Origin of the sequence: Geobacillus lituanicus (genome assembly GCF_050994965.1) — a bacterium.
Lineage (GTDB): Bacteria > Bacillota > Bacilli > Bacillales > Anoxybacillaceae > Geobacillus > Geobacillus stearothermophilus.
The window spans coordinates 2,562,811-2,579,215 of the sequence record NZ_CP194773.1; the positions used below are offsets into that span (position 1 = coordinate 2,562,811).

A 16,405-nucleotide genomic window follows, 5' to 3' on the forward strand; every position below is an offset into this window, starting at 1 on the left:
CTTATGACTTCTTGCTTATGACTTCGTCCGCTTGTAAAACGGGATCGGTACAATCTTCGCCTTCAAGCGCTTGCCGCGAATGTCCACCTCCACGACCTGACCGGCTGCGGCAACATCCGCTGTCACGAGCGCCAACCCGATGTTTTTCTTCAGCGTCGGCGACTGCGTGCCGGTCGTAATGAATCCGACTTCAGCGCTCCCGGCAAATACCCGGTAGCCATGGCGCGGAATGCCGCGGTCCATCATCTCGATGCCGACAAGCTGCCGCGGCGGTCCGGCTTCTTTTTGCCGCTTTAACGCGGCCTGGCCGATAAACGGCGATTCTTTTTCCGTTTTGACGGCAAACCCGAGCCCGGCTTCAAGCGGGGAGATCGTTTCGGACAATTCTTGGCCGTAAAGCGGCAGACACGCCTCAAACCGGAGCGTATTGCGCGCTCCCAGTCCGCATGGGAGGACGCCGTCTTCGGCCCCGGCTGTTAAAATGGCCTCCCATAACGTGATGGCATCCTCTGCCCGGCAATAGATCTCGAACCCGTCTTCGCCCGTATAGCCGGTGCGTGAGACGAGCGCCTTTACGCCGGCCACTTCCACATTGTCTTGGAACGAAAACGGACGCATCGCCGGCAAATCCAGATTGGTTAATTTTTGCAGCACGCGTTCGGCCGCTGGTCCTTGCAGAGCAAGCTGCGCCGTTTGCGCAGAAACGTTGTCAAGCTCGACATCCGCATCGATGTGCTTATTCAGCCAGGCAAAATCTTTTTCCGTATTGGCGGCGTTGACAACAAGCAAATAGTCGCTCTCTCCTTTTTGATAAATAAGCAAATCATCGACCGTGCCGCCATCTTCGTTGCACATGAGCGTGTATTGCGCCCGCCCTGGACGAAGCTTGGCGACATCGTTCGTCATCAGTTTTTGCAAAAAGGCAAGGCTTCCGCGGCCGCGGACCGCAATTTCCCCCATGTGGGAGACGTCAAACAGTCCGGCGCGCGTCCTTACCGCTTCATGCTCTTCCTTGATGCTTGAAAACTGCACCGGCATTTCCCAGCCGCCAAATTCGACTGTTTTGGCGTTGTAACGGGCGTATACCGGAAATAGCGGCGTGCGCTTTAACAAGGCGATTCCCTCCCTCATCGAAATGCATGACGCAAAAAAGGACAGACTCCCCCCTTTGCGAAAAAGAGAGGCTCTGTCCTGGCACCTGAAAGTTTCCCGTCGGCCGCTTGCCTGCGCCTTGGCGGCAGCGAGGTCCCGACGGTTTCCCCTTGGGTGGCCCGCCGATAGGCAGGCGCTCTCCAGAGCTGCGTCAAGCAAGAGTCTTTTTGCCTGAGAGATTCGCGTTTCCGCTTGCTCCTTCGGCGCTACATTCCGTAGTCTCTCCCCTTGCCGTCATCCGCCGATCAATAAAATTTTCCAAAGCGGGCATACTAAGAAACGCCCTTGACCGCCATTCATGCGAATGTTCTAAATTTATACTACCATTAACCACTCAAAAAGGGCAATAGGAAATGATCGAACTTTTATAGAAATTATCCGTCAAAATGTTCTTGTTTTGTCTAACAAAGAGGATTTTTACGGAATAAACATTCGTCAAAAGGGAAGGGGATGGACATGAACATTGCGATCGAAATGGACGAGACGTGGAAAAAGGAATTTCTTGAGCGCATTGAAAAAGACGGACCGTGGGCAAGCTGGGAAATGTATGAGCTGGCGTTAGAGGCGGCCCATCATTTAAGCGTGCCGGAATTTGACGGCCTGCAGGCGCCTAAGCACTTGCCGCATTTGACGATCCTCCCGCACCAGCTCGAAGTGGCGCGCCGCGTCGTTGAAGAGATGAACGGCAAAGCGATTTTGGCCGATGAAGTCGGACTTGGCAAAACGATTGAAGCCGGGCTCGTCCTAAAAGAGTATATGATTCGCGGCCTTGTGAAAAAAGCGCTCATTCTCGTTCCCGCCTCCCTTGTTTCACAATGGGTGAAAGAATTGAATGAAAAGTTTTTCATCCCGGCCGTCCAGCAAAAAAAGAGCTACGTCTGGGAACAGTGCGACATTGTGGTTTCTTCGATCGATACAGCGAAAAAGGAGCCGCACCGCTCCATCATTTACGAACAGCCATACGATATGATCATCATCGACGAGGCGCACAAACTGAAAAACAACAAAACGAAAAACTACGAGTTTGTGCAAAATTTAAAAAAGAAGTTTTGTTTGTTGCTGACGGCGACGCCGATTCAAAACCGGATTGAGGAAATCTTCAACCTCGTCTCACTTTTGAAGCCCGGCCATTTAGGCAACGCCGAGCAGTTTGCCAAAACATACGGCAAAACAAGGGCGGTGCAGGTGAACGAGCATTTAAAAGCGCTCGTCAACAAAGTAATGATCCGCAACCGCCGCGCCGATACACCGATCGAATGGTCGAAGCGCCATGTCGAGCCGGTGTTGATCGAGTTTACGGATGAAGAGCGCGAACTGTACGAAGCAGTGAGGGCGCTCCGCCATGAGCCGTTCGCCGGTTCGTTTTCGCTCATCACGCTGCTTCGCGAGGCGTGCAGCAGCCGTGAAGCGCTGTTTTTAACCATAAAAAATATGATGGAGAAATGCGAAGGAGCCATTCCTGAAGCGCTTGAGCAGGTGCTGGAAAAAATCAACGCCGTCACGACGAATTCAAAGGCGGAAAAAGCGCTTGAACTGATCCGCTCCATTAACGATAAGGTGATTATTTTTACGGAATACCGGGCGACACAGCTGTATTTGCAATGGTTTTTAAAACAGCATGGCATTTCATCCGTCCCGTTTCGCGGCGGCTTCCGGCGCGGCAAAAAAGACTGGATGCAGGAACTGTTTAAACACCACGCCCAAGTGTTCATCGCCACCGAAGCGGGCGGCGAGGGCATCAACTTGCAATTTTGCCGCTATGTCATCAACTACGACTTGCCGTGGAACCCGATGCGCCTTGAGCAGCGGATCGGCCGCGTCCATCGCCTCGGACAGACAGATGACGTTTACATTTACAACTTCGCCGTCAAACAGACGGTCGAAGAGCATATTTTAACGCTTCTCTATGAGAAAATCCGCTTGTTCGAGCGGGTAGTCGGCGAGCTGGACGACATTTTGGCGAAAATGAACCTCGCCAACTTGGAACGCTACTTCGAAGACGCCTTCGTTCATTCACGGAGCGAAGGGGAGATGAAAATCAAAATGGAAAACATCATCGCGATGATCGAGCTGGCGGAGCAGCTCGGAAAGGAAGGAGGCAAACGGCATGCAGCAACATGAAATCCGTCGTTTTGTGGAGCGTTATTTTGCCGCCAACGGGTGCACGTTGTTGGAAGCGAATGACGACTATATGACGGTCCAGCTGACGCCAGAAATGGATAAAGAGCTGATGAACCGGCCGTTTTACTGGCATTACATCGAACGGACGGGCGGCGTCCCGCAGCCGATGCAGCTCACACTGATTACCCGCCCAAGCGAACGGACGGAAAAGCTGAAAGGCGACCGGCTTCATTTCGGGGCGCCGCGGCTACACCAGCTGTTCCGCTCGGCGCAAAAACGCGGCAGCTTCATTCGTTTGTACGAAGAGCCGGACGCCCCGCTCGCCGGCCATGCCGCCCTTCATCCATGGCTTGGGATGAACGTTGTCATTTCCTACGAATGCGACCGAAAAAAAGACGCCGTCGTCTCTCTCGGCCTTCATCTCATCAGCGGCACGATCATCGAATCGTTCCACGAGCGGCTCCGCGCGCGCCGGCTGACGCCGAAAATCCCGGACTATTGTTTTACAATTTCGCCGCTCATTAAGCCGCCAAGTGGCATCGCCCGCCTCGAGCAATATATCCGCGGCCGCATTGCCGCCGACGATCATGCATGGGCCGAGGAAGCGCGCCGGCGCTGGGCCGACGATTTAGCTTTGCTTGATGAGTTTTACAAAGAGGCGGAAGAAAAGCCGGAGTGTTATTATATCGAGAAAGAAGCGCTTGAAAAACAGTACAAGCCGCGCATCACCGTTTCCGTCATTAACGGCGGGCTGTTTTACTTGCTGCCTCGCACATCGTGAGCTGCCGTGCGGAAAGCCTGCAGCCTGAGCCCGGCGCGGATTCCGCCATCCCTCTCCATCAAAAACGCCCGCCGGCTGCAAGCCAGCGGGCGCCCATTACGGGCGGCGCCGAAACAACAAACGGAGTGAAAGCGGCACGATGCCGAACAAGCGGTAAGAGAGCGGCGGCCGCTCTTGTTTGCGCGCGCTCCGCCGCCGCGCCCGCTCCTCTTTTGGCATATCCATATACGTGACGAACCGCTGGGTGACAAATTTGACATAGTCGTTGACTGCCATCGAAGCCCCCCTTTTTTCTTTTAGTTTTTCCTCATCTTTCCTTTTTTAACCGTTTTCCGAAAGAAGTCCCCTCCTCAAGAAACGTAAATGGCACAGCCCGATGAGTAGGCGGGAGATGAATTTCGGCCGGCGGAGCAGTTCACCCGTTTTGCTCCGTCCATTCCGTAATATCGAGCGATGGAAGGGCAACGGTGAAGGCGACCGTCCGCTGCAGTCCGGCCGCCGAGCGAACCGTCAAGAAAACCCGGACGCTCGCCTCCGTTTCCTTTTGCCACCGGCAGACCGCCTCCCCGCGCGGATACGTCCACTTTCCTTCCTGTTTCGTTGTCACAGCAGCCGTTGCTGCAATTTGTTCCTTTACATCAAACACCGCCATTTGCACGAGCTCATCCGCCTCAGCCGCCTGCCGGACGGCGTGCGCCGCCTGCTGCTCCGCCTCGTATAAAAGTGCGGCATTCGTCATAAAAAACGCTAGCAGCAACGCGACGACCGCGACAAGCGGGAAAATCACCCCATCTTGGCGGCCCATTTGTCCTCCCCCCTTGCGTCTTTTCCTCCTTGCCGACACCGCGCAAAGCATGAGGCCATAAAGCCTCAATGATGCGCTCGCCTCGTTCCAGGCTTAGCGCCGCCTTGCCTAAAACATCCGCGCCACAAACGCGTCGCACACCTTGCCGTCATCGGCTGTCACTTGCAAAAACAAGCCATGGGCGCCGATGCGATAGGACACCGCCCGCACATGGCGGAGCGCCGTCTCGTAGCCTGCTCCGTTCACTTGACGAATCAGTTCCGCTTTTGGTGCAACCAACGAGAAACTGACCGTCTCGCCATTCCATTTGTGTAAGTACAGCACATGGCCATCCGTCGACCATTTTTTCGCTTCATTCAACTCGATTTGCAGCTGCTGCAAAAACAGCCTCCATTCCAAGCGCGCAAACCCGTCGCTCGGCTCTGCGGCGAGCGGGCGGACAGCAAGCAGCGCCGGGATGACCGCGGCCACCGCTAAAGCAACAGCCAAGGCCATCAATGCCTCAAGCAATGCAAACCCGCCTTCCTTACTTCCTATCGCTTGCTGTACCCGCACTGCTCCTTTTCGCGGCCGGCATAATCGTTCCAACGCACACAGACTTTCCACATCCGCCCTCCTTCCTCATACGCCCGAAGCCGAAACACCGTCCGCCCAATCGATGCCTTCGTTTCACCGACAAGCGGCTCCTCATACAGCGCAATGGCCAGCAGCCGCTGCGCTTGTTCTTCAAGAGCGAGGTTGTTCCGTTCAAGCTCCATTTGCATCAACATAGGCAGAAAAACGGCGGCCGCCGTCCATAACAGCGCCAACGCGAACAACGCTTCCATGAGCAAAAATCCGCGGCTACATTTTTTGCACATAAAACCGCCCCTTCCCGAGCAAAAACGTCACCTTGTAGCTGCCCCGGCCGCTTTTCACCCAAACAGTTCCCGCTTGCTCGATATTGCCATTATCGGTAAAGATGAGCGGATTACGGAGCGTGCTGAGCTGAAACCGCCAAGGCGCAGGAAGCGAGCGGACGACGACCGTCCGGCCGCTTCCTCCTTCGACCGCCCTATACTCACCGCGTCCATTGCTGAAAAAGACGGACACCTTCCTCCGATGGGCGATGGCGTGCTGCTGCGCGCTGTACAAGTCGGCGCGCAGCACGGCCAGCATATGCGCTTCCTCCTGCTGGCGCACCGCCCCGCCGAACGCCGGAACAGCCAACACCGACAGCAAAAGGACGACCGATAAAACGACCAGCATTTCAAGCAGCGTAAATCCGCCGTTACGAGCCACTTTCGCTCACATCGCCGCTCTCGCTAATTTGAATCGCGTGGCCGTTCGGGCACTTGCCCGATTTAATGTAGCGGCCATCAAGCAGCTCCTGAACGGTCGGAATTTTGTTATGTTCCATCTCGTATGCCTTCACTTGCGCCCGCACGGTGTTCAGAAACGCTTCGCACCCTTTTTCGTTAATCATGCTGTTATGTTTCGCAATGTTCGGAATCGCAATGAGCAGCAGCACGGAAATGACCATCAGGACGATCAACATTTCAATGAGCGTAAACCCTTTTTGGTTCACAACTATTCCTCCTCGCTCGATAAATGTAGTTATCGCTTGTTTTACAAGCTGTTCAACATCGAAAACATTGGCAGCAAAATGGCCAAATACATGCCGACAATCAGCGCCCCGACAACCGACAGCAAAAGCGGCTGCACGAGCTTCAGCGCAGCCTCGGCCCGTTTTTCGATCATCTGCAGCAAAAACTCGCCGTAATGTTCAAGCTCCTTGCCAAGTTCGCCGTTCGACTGGCCGTGGCGGATGACAAGCGCCAGCTCCGGCTCATAATAGCGGGCGGCGCCGACAAGGACATCGAGCGCCATGCCGCCTACGAGCCCATCGCGGATACGCCGGCCTTCCACTTGCAGAAACGGCCCAGAGGCAGGCTCGCTAAACACTTCGAGCGCCTCATAAACCGACAAACCCGCTTGCAGCAGGCAACCGAGTTGGCGAGCCATGACACATGTGGCAAACATCCTTACAAATGAAGCGCACCACGGGATGTACAAGGCGAAGTGAAGCTGGCGGGCGACCGGCCAGCGGCGGAAACAACCGAAGTAAAACAAGGCGGAGAAGGCGGCGAGAAGAGCGATCACGCCCAACGCCATGGGGACATGGGCAATGAGAGACATAAGCAAAGAGACGGACTGATTTCCAGAAGATAACGTTGCCGCCGCCCGCTCGAATTGCGGAAGCAGCCACCGCTCCATGCCAACAAGCATAACGGCGAGCAAAATGAGGAGAAAAAGCGGGTAGCGGCCCAACCGGCGCAGCTGTTCGCCAAAACGCGCTTTTTGTGCAAGCGCCGCGCCGGCTTCCGCCATGCCGCGCGGCAAGTCGCCATGCCGTTCGGCAAAAAAGAGCAAACTGACAGCCGAACGGTCAACAGACAGCGCTTCGACCGCCGCAGACACCGGCAGGCCGGCCCGCAGCTGCTGCAAGCAGCGCTCAAACTCCGGACGGCGCTTTGCCGGCGCCTGAATGGCCAAAAATTCAAGCGCTTGCCCGAGCGGGTAGCCGCGCTCGAGCAGCCGGCCGAGCCGGACAAAAAACAACGACTGTTCAGCGAGCGGCCATCGTTTCCTCTTCATCCTCATCCCCCTCCGGCCAGCTCAAGCGCCCGTGCCGGCAAATAGCCGAGGGCGATTCCTTTGCGGATTAAGCGCGCCAATGTTACGTGGCGCCGCCGCTGTCCGCCCGCCGGCGAATGGATGGTGTCAAGAAGCGCCGGCCCATACAACAGTTCGTGAACGGCGGCGCGTCGGCTGCGCCCAAGGCGGCGGCATGACGGATGGCAGTCGTCGCCGCACAGCGGGCAGCACAGCTCGACGAGCCGCTGGGCCGAAACGGCTAGCAGCGTTTCAGCCAGGTCGCCTGGCGGTATGCCGAATTCACGGAGCCGGTGCACCGCGCCGACGGCGTCAGCGGCATGCATCGTTGAGACGACCAAATGCCCCGTCAACGACGATTGGACCGCAATCGCCGCCGTATCATGGTCGCGGATCTCGCCGACCATCAAGACATCCGGATCATGACGGAGCGCGGCTTTTAAGCTGGCGGCATAAGTAACGCCCGCTTTTTCATTGATTTGCACTTGCAAAAACCGATCGTTCCGTTTTTCAATCGGGTCTTCGAGCGTAATGATGTTGCGCTGCCTTTCCGCTTGGCATACGTCAAGAAGCGTGTACAACGTCGTCGTCTTTCCCGATCCGGTTGGACCGGTCAGCAGGACGAGTCCTTGCGGCTGTTGCATAAAGGAAAACAGAAGCGCGGTGGAGCGGGAAAATAAGGATAATTTACGAAGCGGCAGCGAAAAAGACTGTGGCAAGAGGCGGATGACGAGGCTTTCATCATACAGCGTCGGCAATGTTGACAAGCGCAAATGCACCGTCTCGCCGGACTCATTCACTTCCATCGCGCCGCTTTGCGGACGGCGGCGTTCTCCGATATCCATTCCCGCCAAAAACTTGAAGTGGACAATGACGCGTTCAGCGGTTTCTTTTGGGAGCGTGCCGGCATCGACGAGCATGCCGTCAAGGCGGAGGCGGACAACCGCATCATGGCGGCGCGGGATGAGGTGAAGGTCGGAAGCGCGGCGTTGCACCGCTTCGGCGAGGAGACGGTCCGCTACTTGTTCAATCCCATTCAGCGCACATTCCCTCCTTTCGACAAGCTGCTTTTTATTTCGACAGGTATGGAGCGTTTTCCTGCTGCTGTCGAAAAAAAATGTTCCGTGAACATTTTTTGAATTTTCCTTCAGCCGCTGCCAATAGTGACAAAAATCATTCCTTGCCTTGGCCAATTTCCTTATAATGACCGTATCAATGATTGATTTAGGAGGGAACCGTCATGGAACAAACGTTAAAAATTACAAATGTGCTATCCGACCGGACAAGATTCCATATTTACGAATACATGGCCAAAGTTCATCGCAAAGTTTCGGTGCAGGAGATCGCGGAAAAGTTTCATATTCATCCGAACGTCGCCCGCCTCCATTTAACGAAGCTCGAAGATATCCGCATGGTCGTATCGGATACACAAAAGACAGGAAAAGGCGGACGGCCGAGCCGGCTGTACCGGCTGTCTGACGAAGTCGTCGGTTTGTATTTTCCGTTCCGTGACTACCAGCTTCTCGCCCGCATCGCCATTCAGACGATGGCTCAACTCGGCGCGGTCGGGCAGGAAGCGCTTCGCGAAACAGGAAAACAGTTTGGCTATGAACTCGTCGCCAACCGCCTGCCGCATAACGGTTCAACGGGCGCGCTTGCCCTCGAGGAAAAGATCCGCATTATGGAAGAAGCAGCGGAAGCGGCCGGATTTCTGCCGCAATTTCGCTATGAGGAAGACAAAGGCGTGCTTTGCCTCGACATTTTCAACTGTCCGTTCAAAGAAATCGCCGCACAGCAGCCTGATGTCGTTTGCAGCCTGCATCATGCCTTTTTAGAAGGAATGGTGGAAGCGTTGTTTGCCGATGCGAAAGTAGCGGAAACAGAAAATATGATGAACGGCAGCCGCCGCTGCGCTTACCGCATCGCCATTCGCCCGTGACGGCGGCCCCCTTTTCGTTTTACACGGGCGGTGCGATCCGCCCGCTTTTTTTCTTTCACCTTGTCCGAAAGCGTTATTTACATTCACAATCATTGTACATTATAATAAGTAAAGACCAATGGATTGCTCAAAAAGGAGGGATACATAATGGATCGCATGTTCCGCGTCTTGGCTTTTTGGACTGGCATTTTTGCCGTCATGTTTTATCTTGGCCATATGCATACAACATCGCTCATCTTCTTTGGCCAAACCGTGTTTTTCCTTTTCGTCGGCTTTTTGAAACTGACCGAGCGAATGTACATTTACATTTTCGGGGCGTATTTGACGATTTTCTTTGCCGCTTTTACATACTGGACGACGTTCATGATGGTGCCCGGCATGGGCGAATGAAAACAGGCAGAGCCCGTTCTCTGCCTGTTTGTCTTTATGGCAAAAATTCCGGCGCCGCCCAAATGTCCGGGATGGGAAGCTTCACGCCTTTTTGTCCGATGAGCACATCGAAAAAACGGCTGATGCCGTCATCGGCGACCAACGCGCGAAGCATCCGGTCTTCCCGGCTCGGCGGGGCAAACAACTCCGCGCTTTTGGAAACTGCCCATTCGTCCAAGAGACCGGCAGCAAGCAAAAACCGATCTTGGCGGAGAAACGCCACCTCCTCCCACCCGGTCTGCCGGGCGTACAAGCGGATGGCATCCCATTGTACATGGGCCGTCAAATCCATCTCCCCAGGACGGTGAAGCGGGTCGGGGACGAGCCGATGGCGGAAATAACCCCGCAAGCTGCCGTGCCGCCGCGCCGGCGCCCGCAGCTGTTCGTCCGTATAACCATAATCAATCGTCACCATCACCGCCTGGCGAAACTGCGGCCCGATGTCAAGCCAAAATGATCTTGCCGCGAGCGGCACTTCCAAGCGCTGCCCTTCGGCAAGCGAGAGGCCGCGCTCAGCCAAGTAGCGGGCAATATCCAAGTTGCAAAGCGGCTCCTTTTCCTCGACGAGCCGACCGTCACGGGCGGCGACGAAACATTCATAAAGAATCCCTTGTTCCTTTGCAATCACATGAACCGGGAGTGCGTCAAAAAATTCATTGCTGAATACGATCCCAGAAAACGGCCCACGCTCGGCGAGCCAGCGGGAGACGTTGTCATATTGCTCCACTTTATCGGCAGCCGCGCGAAGCGTTTCCCGCTGCCTTTGACGGTGGAACAGGCTTTGATCGATGATCGTATACGACAACTCACGGTATGTATCAGGGCTTTTTTTCTCCCATTCTTCCAATATCGCCAGCGCCAAACGTCCATCCCCGCCCCCCCACTCGCAAATCGCCGGCGGCAGGCCGCCCCGCTCGACAATCCGAATGAAAAACGAAGCAAGCGCTTTTCCGAATACGGCAGCGAACGAGCTGTTCGTAATGAAATCTCCCTTCCTGCCGATTTTCGTCCGCTCGCGCATATAATAGCCCGCCTGTGCGTCATAAAGCGCCATGTTCATATAATCGGCGTATGACACCCGCCCTCCCGGCGCCGCGGCAATTTGTTCGTACAGTTGTCCCATGATGGTTTCCTTCCTTAAATTTTTTATTTTTACTATTGACATAGTGAAAACAATGGTATATGGTTATAGTAGTAGCTTAACTATATCCCCTCCCATTATTATGGATAGAACATCCCCCAAAAACCCTTCTTGGCGCGGCTGAGAGGGGTTTTTTCTATTTTGCAGGCTTCACAGGCAGACGCCTGTCTGCCTGTTTCCATGTCCTCTCCGGAAGCCCTGCCGTGCGGCGGCTGCCGGGAAATCAAGAAAACCCGTGCAAAAATGGATTGGTGTCCATTTCCATGCCGATCGTCGTCTCCGGTCCATGCCCGGACAAAACCAACGTCTCTTCAGGCAGCGTCAACAGCTCGCGGTGAATGCTTGCCAACAGCTGCTGGTGGTTGCCGCCCGGCAAATCGGTGCGCCCGATGCTGCCGGCAAACAGCGCATCGCCTGAAAATACGAGCTGCGCGGCTTCACAGTAATACGAGACGCTGCCCGGCGAATGGCCAGGCGTTTCCCGCACGTCAAACACAAACGGACCGATCGTCAACGTCGTCCGCCCTGTAAGGCATGTCGGCTCGCAACGGACAACGACCGGACCGCCGAAATAAAGCGAACCGTTGAGCGCCGGATCTTGCAGCCATGATTTTTCGTTTTCATGCACATACACGGGAATATCCCAGCGGGCGAGCACATCAGAAATGCCGCCGATATGGTCAAAATGGGCATGCGTCAGCAAAATCGCCAGCGGGGTCAATTTCTTTTCTTCAATTCGGCGCACGATCGTTGCTCCTTCCGCTCCAGGGTCAATGATGACACATGCACCGTCCGCGGCCGACAACAAGTAGGCGTTCGCCTGAATCGGGCCGACAGGAATGCGCGTCCATTCCATCACCGTCTCCTCCTTATCGTTGGCATGGTCAGCGTTATCCTTATTTTACCGTTTTTCTCCCGCCGATGAAAGAGAAACATGCAAATGCGGAACAGACCTCGACAAAAGAAAAAAAAAAGATTACAATGAAAAAGAATGAGCTCGCTTGTACATACTGTTTCACAAGGGGGTAAAACGGATGGGTACAGTCATTATTTTTGCGCTCGTGACGTTGCTCGCCCTTTACGGCATGCTCCGCACGCTGCGCGAGAAAAATGTGCTCGGATTTTTATTTGGGCTTGGCACAGCGGCGGTTTTCGGCTGGTTTACAGTGATGACGATTTTGCACCACGGCATTCCGACAGGCACACACTGAAAACGCAAGAGGCGGACGGAGCCTCTTGCGTTTTTTCACGCCTTTCAGAGCATTGCGATGCAATTGGCAGCCCATGCGGCATTTCTCCGCAAACGCCGCCTTCAAGCCATTTCGAGCGCAGCCAAAAACAAACCGAGGCTGTCGCGGTATATTTGCGCAAATTGCGAGAGCGGCAGCGGGTTGACCCCTTCTCCGAGTTCGACCGTATAGCCTCTGCGCCGCCATGTCTGAATGAACCAGTCGCGGTAGCCGGCGTGGCTGTCAATATAGCGAATCGCTTGGTATCCGCTCGCTTCGGCCATCGCCTTGACGGCCGCCTCCGCTTCTGGCGGCTCCAATCCTTCGTACCCCCAATAAATCTCCTTTCCTTGTGTATGAAACGCAACAACCATTGCAAAATCCCCTTCTTCAGCCAGCGCTGCCATCGCTTTCGCCTCCGGCTCGGTGAGCGGGGCGAAGCCGGGAAAATCACGCGGCGCCGGTCCCTTTGGCGGTTTGCGCGCCTGTTCAATTTCCCAGCGGGCCGGAAACTGGTTGTTTAAGTCGATGCCACGAATGTTCGCTTTCCACTGGGAAAAATCAGCGGACCCACCGTTAATGCGGATGGCTTCACTCCGGTGCGGCTCCTTCTCGGGAGGACCGTTCAACACAAGATTGACGCCATCGGGATTGACCATCGGCACGACGGAAAGAGTCGTTTTATGGTAATACTCGAGAACCCGGCGGCCGGCCAACATGTCGTCATTGACAAGCGCCCGCACATAGTCGTCGATGAGCGCCATTAATACTGCCGTTGTAATCCATTCGTTGGCATGGAACGATCCGTTCATATGGACGCGCACCGGGCCGCGGCCGATTTGCAGCTCAACAAGCGGCAAACCGAGCACGCTGTATCCGATCGTCCGCTGGCGCACAAACGGGTAATGGCGGACGATCGCATCAATATCCTCCGTCAAAGCGGCAAAATCGTACGGCCGGACGCTGCGAACGACAGGAGCGGCGATCCGCATAGGCAGCGGCGCTGTTCCGTCAATGACCGCCATCGCCCCCGGCATCCGCCGCAGCGCCTCGATCGGCAGCGATAGACTGCGGGAGAGTGTTTCCCATGACTCGATGACGCCATATCCCGGAATAGCGACTGTCTGTCCGGGACGCAGCCTTCCTTTGTCGACATGTGGATTGGCGTCTACAATCAACTCCGTCGGCACTGAAAACCATTGCCCGTATTTTTCAAGCGTATCGCCAGGCCATGCTTGGACGCGCATGCGCCGTCTCCCCTTCCCTTTCTTCTACCTTCAACATATGCGGCAGGCGCCAAAAAATGAAAACAACGGCTTGCTCCCTTGCTGGAGCAAGCCGTTGCGGTTTAGGCGCCGATGAGCGATTTCGCCAACCAGGCGCCGCCGATGACTCCGGCGTCATTGCCGAGCGTTGCCAGCACGATCTCCGCTCCGGCGGCGACACGCGGAAAAGCATAGCGGCGGAAATGGGCGGCGACATGCTCAACGAGCAGTGCCCCCGCCTTCGAGACACCGCCGCCGATCACAATTTTCTCCGGATTGGTCACATTAGCCGCATTCGCCAACGCCAAACCGAGATAGCGCGTCACCTCCTCAACAACCTCAAGCGCGAGCGCATCCCCCGTTTTGGCGGCGTCAAACACAGCTTTGGCGGTGACATCGCCGCCGCGGAGCGCGCTCGGACGCTCGCTGGCAGCCAGCTTTTCGCCGGCAATCCGCACAATGCCGGTCGCCGACGCAATCGTTTCCAAACAGCCCGTTTTGCCGCAGTTGCACGGCGCGCCGCCGTCTGCAACCATCGTCATATGGCCGATTTCTCCACCGGCGCCGTTCGTCCCGCGCACGATGGCCCCGTTGGCGATTACGCCGCCGCCAACGCCGGTGCCGAGCGTCACAAACAGCAAATGGCGCGCCCCTCCCCCGGCCCCTTTCCACATTTCGCCGAGGGCGGCGATATTCGCGTCATTGTCGACGGCCACCGGCAGCCCTGTCTCTTCTTCGAGCTTTCGTTTTAAGGGGTAGTGTTTCCATCCTAGATTGACCGCTTCATACAGCATTCCTGTTTCTTCCTGAACCGGCCCGGGGGCGCCGATTCCGATGGCGAGCAGCTGTTCTTTCGTTCCGCCAAGCCGGGCGAGCGTTTCATCCAACGACCGGGCGATATGGGCGACGATCCGTTCGCCGCGGTTGGACGTGTCTGTTGGGATTTCCCATTTGTGTACAATGATTCCGTCTTCTGTAATAAACGCCATCTTCGTCGTCGTGCCGCCAAGATCGATGCCTGCCAACCATTGTTCCATCGCCATTCCCTCATCCTTTTCTCATTCGTTTTTCCCGCTCGATTTGCGCTTCCTGCCGCAAAACAAATAACGCAGCCTGCAATTGTTTGACATCGATGAGCTGAGACTCGTACAGCTCTTTCACTTCCTCCTCCATCAGCTCCAAATCGGCGAGCCGGTCGCCGACATAAATGATCGTGCCAAACTGTTTGAGCAGCTGTTGCACATCGTATACTGTCTTCATCGTCATCGATTCTCCTTTTCTCCCTTTTTAATGTATCGGCAAATATCCGCAGTCGTCAAGACAAAAAAGCAGGCGCCGGGAAATAGAGCGCCTGCATCAACGGTCAGGGTCGCGCGGATGAAGAATGGCCGGCCGCCGGTTTTTCAGCGGCATCGGCGAGCGGATGAGCACATCGCGCATCGCCCGATAAGAAAACGGAATAAACGGCCATAAATACGGGATGCCAAACGACGACATCCGGGCCAAGGAGATGATCCAAACGGTAAGGCCGAGCACATAGCCGTACAGGCCGAACAGGCCGGACAAGATCAGCAAAGCAATGCGGACGAGCCGGTTCGCCAAGCTCATCTCATAGCTTGGCGTCGCAAACGTGCCGATGGCGGCAACCGAGAAATATAAAATCACTTCGTTGGAAAAGAGGCCGACCTCCACGGCAATGCCGCCGATCATAAGCGCCGCCACCAAACCGAGCGCTGTCGCCAGCGAGGACGGCGTATGAATGGCGGCCATTCGCAGCATATCCATGCCGATTTCGATCATCAAAATTTGAGCAAAAAGCGGAATATCGCCTAATTTCGCCTTTCCTAAAAACTGCAGCGGCCCCGGCAGCAGTTCCGGCTCCGTCATCAATAAATACCAAAGCGGCAACAAAAACACCGACGCCCAGACAGCCAAAAAGCGAACGAGCCGCAAATACGCCCCGACGATCGGCTTGTTCCGGTATTCTTCGGCATGCTGCAAATGATGCCAAAACGTTGCCGGGGTGATAATGACGCTTGGCGACCCGTCAACGATGACGAGCACATGCCCTTCGTACAAATGGGCGGCCGCCGTATCAGGACGCTCCGTATAACGAACGACCGGGTACGGGTTCCAATGCCGCCCGGAAATAAACTCTTCAACCGTCTTTTCCGCCATCACGAGCCCGTCCGTATCGATGGCGGAAATCGACTGCCGGACGCGGCGGACAAGTTCCGGGTCGGCAATTTCTTCAATATAGCAAATGCAAATGTCCGTTTTCGAGCGGCGCGCCACCTGTACATATTCCATCCGCAGCGACGGGTCGCGGACGCGGCGGCGGATGAGAGCCGTATTAAAGATGATCGTTTCCACAAACCCGTCGCGCGCCCCGCGCACTACCCGCTCAGTGTCCGGCTCCTGCGGGCCGCGCACTGGATAGGTGCGGGCGTCAATTAAAAGGATGCGATCCACGCCATCAACGACGAGTGCCGTCGGTCCGGCAAGCACGGCGGCGACCGCCTCCTCGAGATCGTTCGTTTGCCCGATTTCTACATAAGGAAGATGCCTTTTTAACAGTTTTTCGAGCGGATCAGCGTCCAGTTCGCCCTCGTCTAGATGGGACAAATTTCTCATTAAATAATGCAAAATATCGTCTTTCACAAACCCGTCAATCATAAACAATGCCATCGCCCGGCCGCCATACTCGACGTCGAGGCGGATGACATCAAAGCTTTTGCCGACCCCAAGCCGCTCGGCTAAGTAAGCCGCATTGTCTTGGAGACGGCATGAAGCTGGCCGTTTCGGCACACGTTTGTCCATCGCCATCCCCCTGCATCTCGTGTCACTGTATACTCCCCATCATAGACAACCAGCAGGAAATTCATACA

Annotated in this window: 20 protein-coding genes and 1 riboswitch; of the genes, 5 read left to right on the plus strand and 15 right to left on the minus strand. The window is 55.6% G+C overall.

The window, feature by feature from the left end; all coding sequences use genetic code 11:
• Positions 1-15: 15 nt before the first annotated feature.
• A complete protein-coding gene (gcvT, locus tag ACR1UW_RS13095) occupies positions 16-1,113 on the minus strand; it encodes a glycine cleavage system aminomethyltransferase GcvT (RefSeq protein WP_498933643.1) in 1,098 nt (365 codons plus the stop codon).
• Between the two features lie 188 nt (positions 1,114-1,301).
• Positions 1,302-1,390: riboswitch (glycine riboswitch) on the minus strand.
• A 218-nt stretch (positions 1,391-1,608) separates the two neighbouring features.
• Here gcvT and ACR1UW_RS13100 point away from each other — a divergent pair.
• Positions 1,609-3,273 carry a DEAD/DEAH box helicase gene (locus ACR1UW_RS13100; RefSeq protein ID WP_055358002.1) on the plus strand — a complete coding sequence of 555 codons (1,665 nt, stop codon included), beginning with the start codon at positions 1,609-1,611 and terminating at the stop codon, positions 3,271-3,273.
• Positions 3,260-4,054 (plus strand): YqhG family protein, encoded by a 795-nt coding sequence (locus ACR1UW_RS13105; protein ID WP_055358001.1) that lies wholly within the window; start codon positions 3,260-3,262, stop codon positions 4,052-4,054. Before ACR1UW_RS13100 ends, ACR1UW_RS13105 begins: the two co-directional genes overlap by 14 nt.
• 96 nt (positions 4,055-4,150) lie before the next feature.
• Here the strand turns inward: ACR1UW_RS13105 and ACR1UW_RS13110 are convergent, their stop codons facing one another.
• The 8 genes from ACR1UW_RS13110 to comGA all read right to left on the minus strand — a co-directional run bounded on the left by ACR1UW_RS13110 (position 4,151) and on the right by comGA (position 8,554).
• Positions 4,151-4,330, minus strand: a complete 180-nt coding sequence (locus ACR1UW_RS13110) for a YqzE family protein (protein WP_044743170.1) — start codon at positions 4,328-4,330, stop codon at positions 4,151-4,153.
• 139 nt (positions 4,331-4,469) lie between these two features.
• On the minus strand, positions 4,470-4,859 hold the full coding sequence (gene comGG / locus ACR1UW_RS13115; protein ID WP_044743169.1) for a competence type IV pilus minor pilin ComGG: 390 nt from the start codon (positions 4,857-4,859) through the stop codon (positions 4,470-4,472).
• 108 nt (positions 4,860-4,967) lie between these two features.
• Positions 4,968-5,369, minus strand: coding sequence for a competence type IV pilus minor pilin ComGF (gene comGF / locus ACR1UW_RS13120; protein WP_498933646.1), 402 nt, complete (start codon positions 5,367-5,369; stop codon positions 4,968-4,970).
• Positions 5,370-5,392: 23 nt separating this feature from the next.
• On the minus strand, positions 5,393-5,719 hold the full coding sequence (locus ACR1UW_RS13125; protein ID WP_047818694.1) for a hypothetical protein: 327 nt from the start codon (positions 5,717-5,719) through the stop codon (positions 5,393-5,395).
• Positions 5,703-6,140 (minus strand): competence type IV pilus minor pilin ComGD, encoded by a 438-nt coding sequence (comGD, locus tag ACR1UW_RS13130; RefSeq protein WP_044743166.1) that lies wholly within the window; start codon positions 6,138-6,140, stop codon positions 5,703-5,705. Before comGD ends, ACR1UW_RS13125 begins: the two co-directional genes overlap by 17 nt.
• Positions 6,130-6,426 carry a competence type IV pilus major pilin ComGC gene (comGC, locus tag ACR1UW_RS13135; RefSeq protein ID WP_094238965.1) on the minus strand — a complete coding sequence of 99 codons (297 nt, stop codon included), beginning with the start codon at positions 6,424-6,426 and terminating at the stop codon, positions 6,130-6,132. Before comGC ends, comGD begins: the two co-directional genes overlap by 11 nt.
• Positions 6,427-6,467: 41 nt before the next feature.
• The gene (gene comGB / locus ACR1UW_RS13140) at positions 6,468-7,496 is read right to left on the minus strand and encodes a competence type IV pilus assembly protein ComGB (protein WP_055357999.1); all 1,029 of its coding nucleotides are present in this window, start codon (positions 7,494-7,496) and stop codon (positions 6,468-6,470) included.
• Between the two features lie 2 nt (positions 7,497-7,498).
• Positions 7,499-8,554 carry a competence type IV pilus ATPase ComGA gene (gene comGA, locus ACR1UW_RS13145; RefSeq protein ID WP_498935313.1) on the minus strand — a complete coding sequence of 352 codons (1,056 nt, stop codon included), beginning with the start codon at positions 8,552-8,554 and terminating at the stop codon, positions 7,499-7,501.
• Between the two features lie 200 nt (positions 8,555-8,754).
• On the opposite strand from comGA, the gene ACR1UW_RS13150 reads away from it, so the two are divergent.
• Positions 8,755-9,453 (plus strand): helix-turn-helix transcriptional regulator, encoded by a 699-nt coding sequence (locus ACR1UW_RS13150; RefSeq protein ID WP_498933649.1) that lies wholly within the window; start codon positions 8,755-8,757, stop codon positions 9,451-9,453.
• A 147-nt stretch (positions 9,454-9,600) separates the two neighbouring features.
• Positions 9,601-9,843 (plus strand): DUF2626 domain-containing protein, encoded by a 243-nt coding sequence (locus ACR1UW_RS13155; RefSeq protein WP_033010198.1) that lies wholly within the window; start codon positions 9,601-9,603, stop codon positions 9,841-9,843.
• A 34-nt stretch (positions 9,844-9,877) separates the two neighbouring features.
• Here ACR1UW_RS13155 and ACR1UW_RS13160 read toward each other — a convergent pair whose 3' ends face one another.
• Together ACR1UW_RS13160 and ACR1UW_RS13165 are read right to left on the minus strand one after the other, a co-directional pair.
• Positions 9,878-11,005, minus strand: a complete 1,128-nt coding sequence (locus ACR1UW_RS13160; RefSeq protein WP_193442496.1) for a class I SAM-dependent methyltransferase — start codon at positions 11,003-11,005, stop codon at positions 9,878-9,880.
• 241 nt (positions 11,006-11,246) lie between these two features.
• Positions 11,247-11,879 carry an MBL fold metallo-hydrolase gene (locus tag ACR1UW_RS13165; protein WP_094238969.1) on the minus strand — a complete coding sequence of 211 codons (633 nt, stop codon included), beginning with the start codon at positions 11,877-11,879 and terminating at the stop codon, positions 11,247-11,249.
• 178 nt (positions 11,880-12,057) lie between these two features.
• Here ACR1UW_RS13165 and ACR1UW_RS13170 point away from each other — a divergent pair, with 178 nt between their 5' ends.
• Positions 12,058-12,234 (plus strand): DUF2759 domain-containing protein, encoded by a 177-nt coding sequence (locus tag ACR1UW_RS13170; protein ID WP_033010201.1) that lies wholly within the window; start codon positions 12,058-12,060, stop codon positions 12,232-12,234.
• 101 nt (positions 12,235-12,335) lie between these two features.
• Here the strand turns inward: ACR1UW_RS13170 and ACR1UW_RS13175 are convergent, their stop codons facing one another.
• The 4 genes from ACR1UW_RS13175 to ACR1UW_RS13190 all read right to left on the minus strand — a co-directional run bounded on the left by ACR1UW_RS13175 (position 12,336) and on the right by ACR1UW_RS13190 (position 16,337).
• Positions 12,336-13,499 carry a M14 family metallopeptidase gene (locus ACR1UW_RS13175; RefSeq protein ID WP_094238970.1) on the minus strand — a complete coding sequence of 388 codons (1,164 nt, stop codon included), beginning with the start codon at positions 13,497-13,499 and terminating at the stop codon, positions 12,336-12,338.
• A gap of 101 nt (positions 13,500-13,600) precedes the next feature.
• Entirely contained in the window at positions 13,601-14,554 is a 954-nt protein-coding gene (locus ACR1UW_RS13180) for an ROK family glucokinase (protein WP_498933653.1), read from the minus strand.
• A 10-nt stretch (positions 14,555-14,564) separates the two neighbouring features.
• Complete coding sequence (locus ACR1UW_RS13185) at positions 14,565-14,777, minus strand: YqgQ family protein (protein WP_033010242.1); 213 nt, start codon at positions 14,775-14,777, stop codon at positions 14,565-14,567.
• A gap of 96 nt (positions 14,778-14,873) precedes the next feature.
• A complete protein-coding gene (locus tag ACR1UW_RS13190) occupies positions 14,874-16,337 on the minus strand; it encodes a spore germination protein (RefSeq protein WP_094238971.1) in 1,464 nt (487 codons plus the stop codon).
• Between the last annotated feature and the right edge of the window lie 68 nt (positions 16,338-16,405).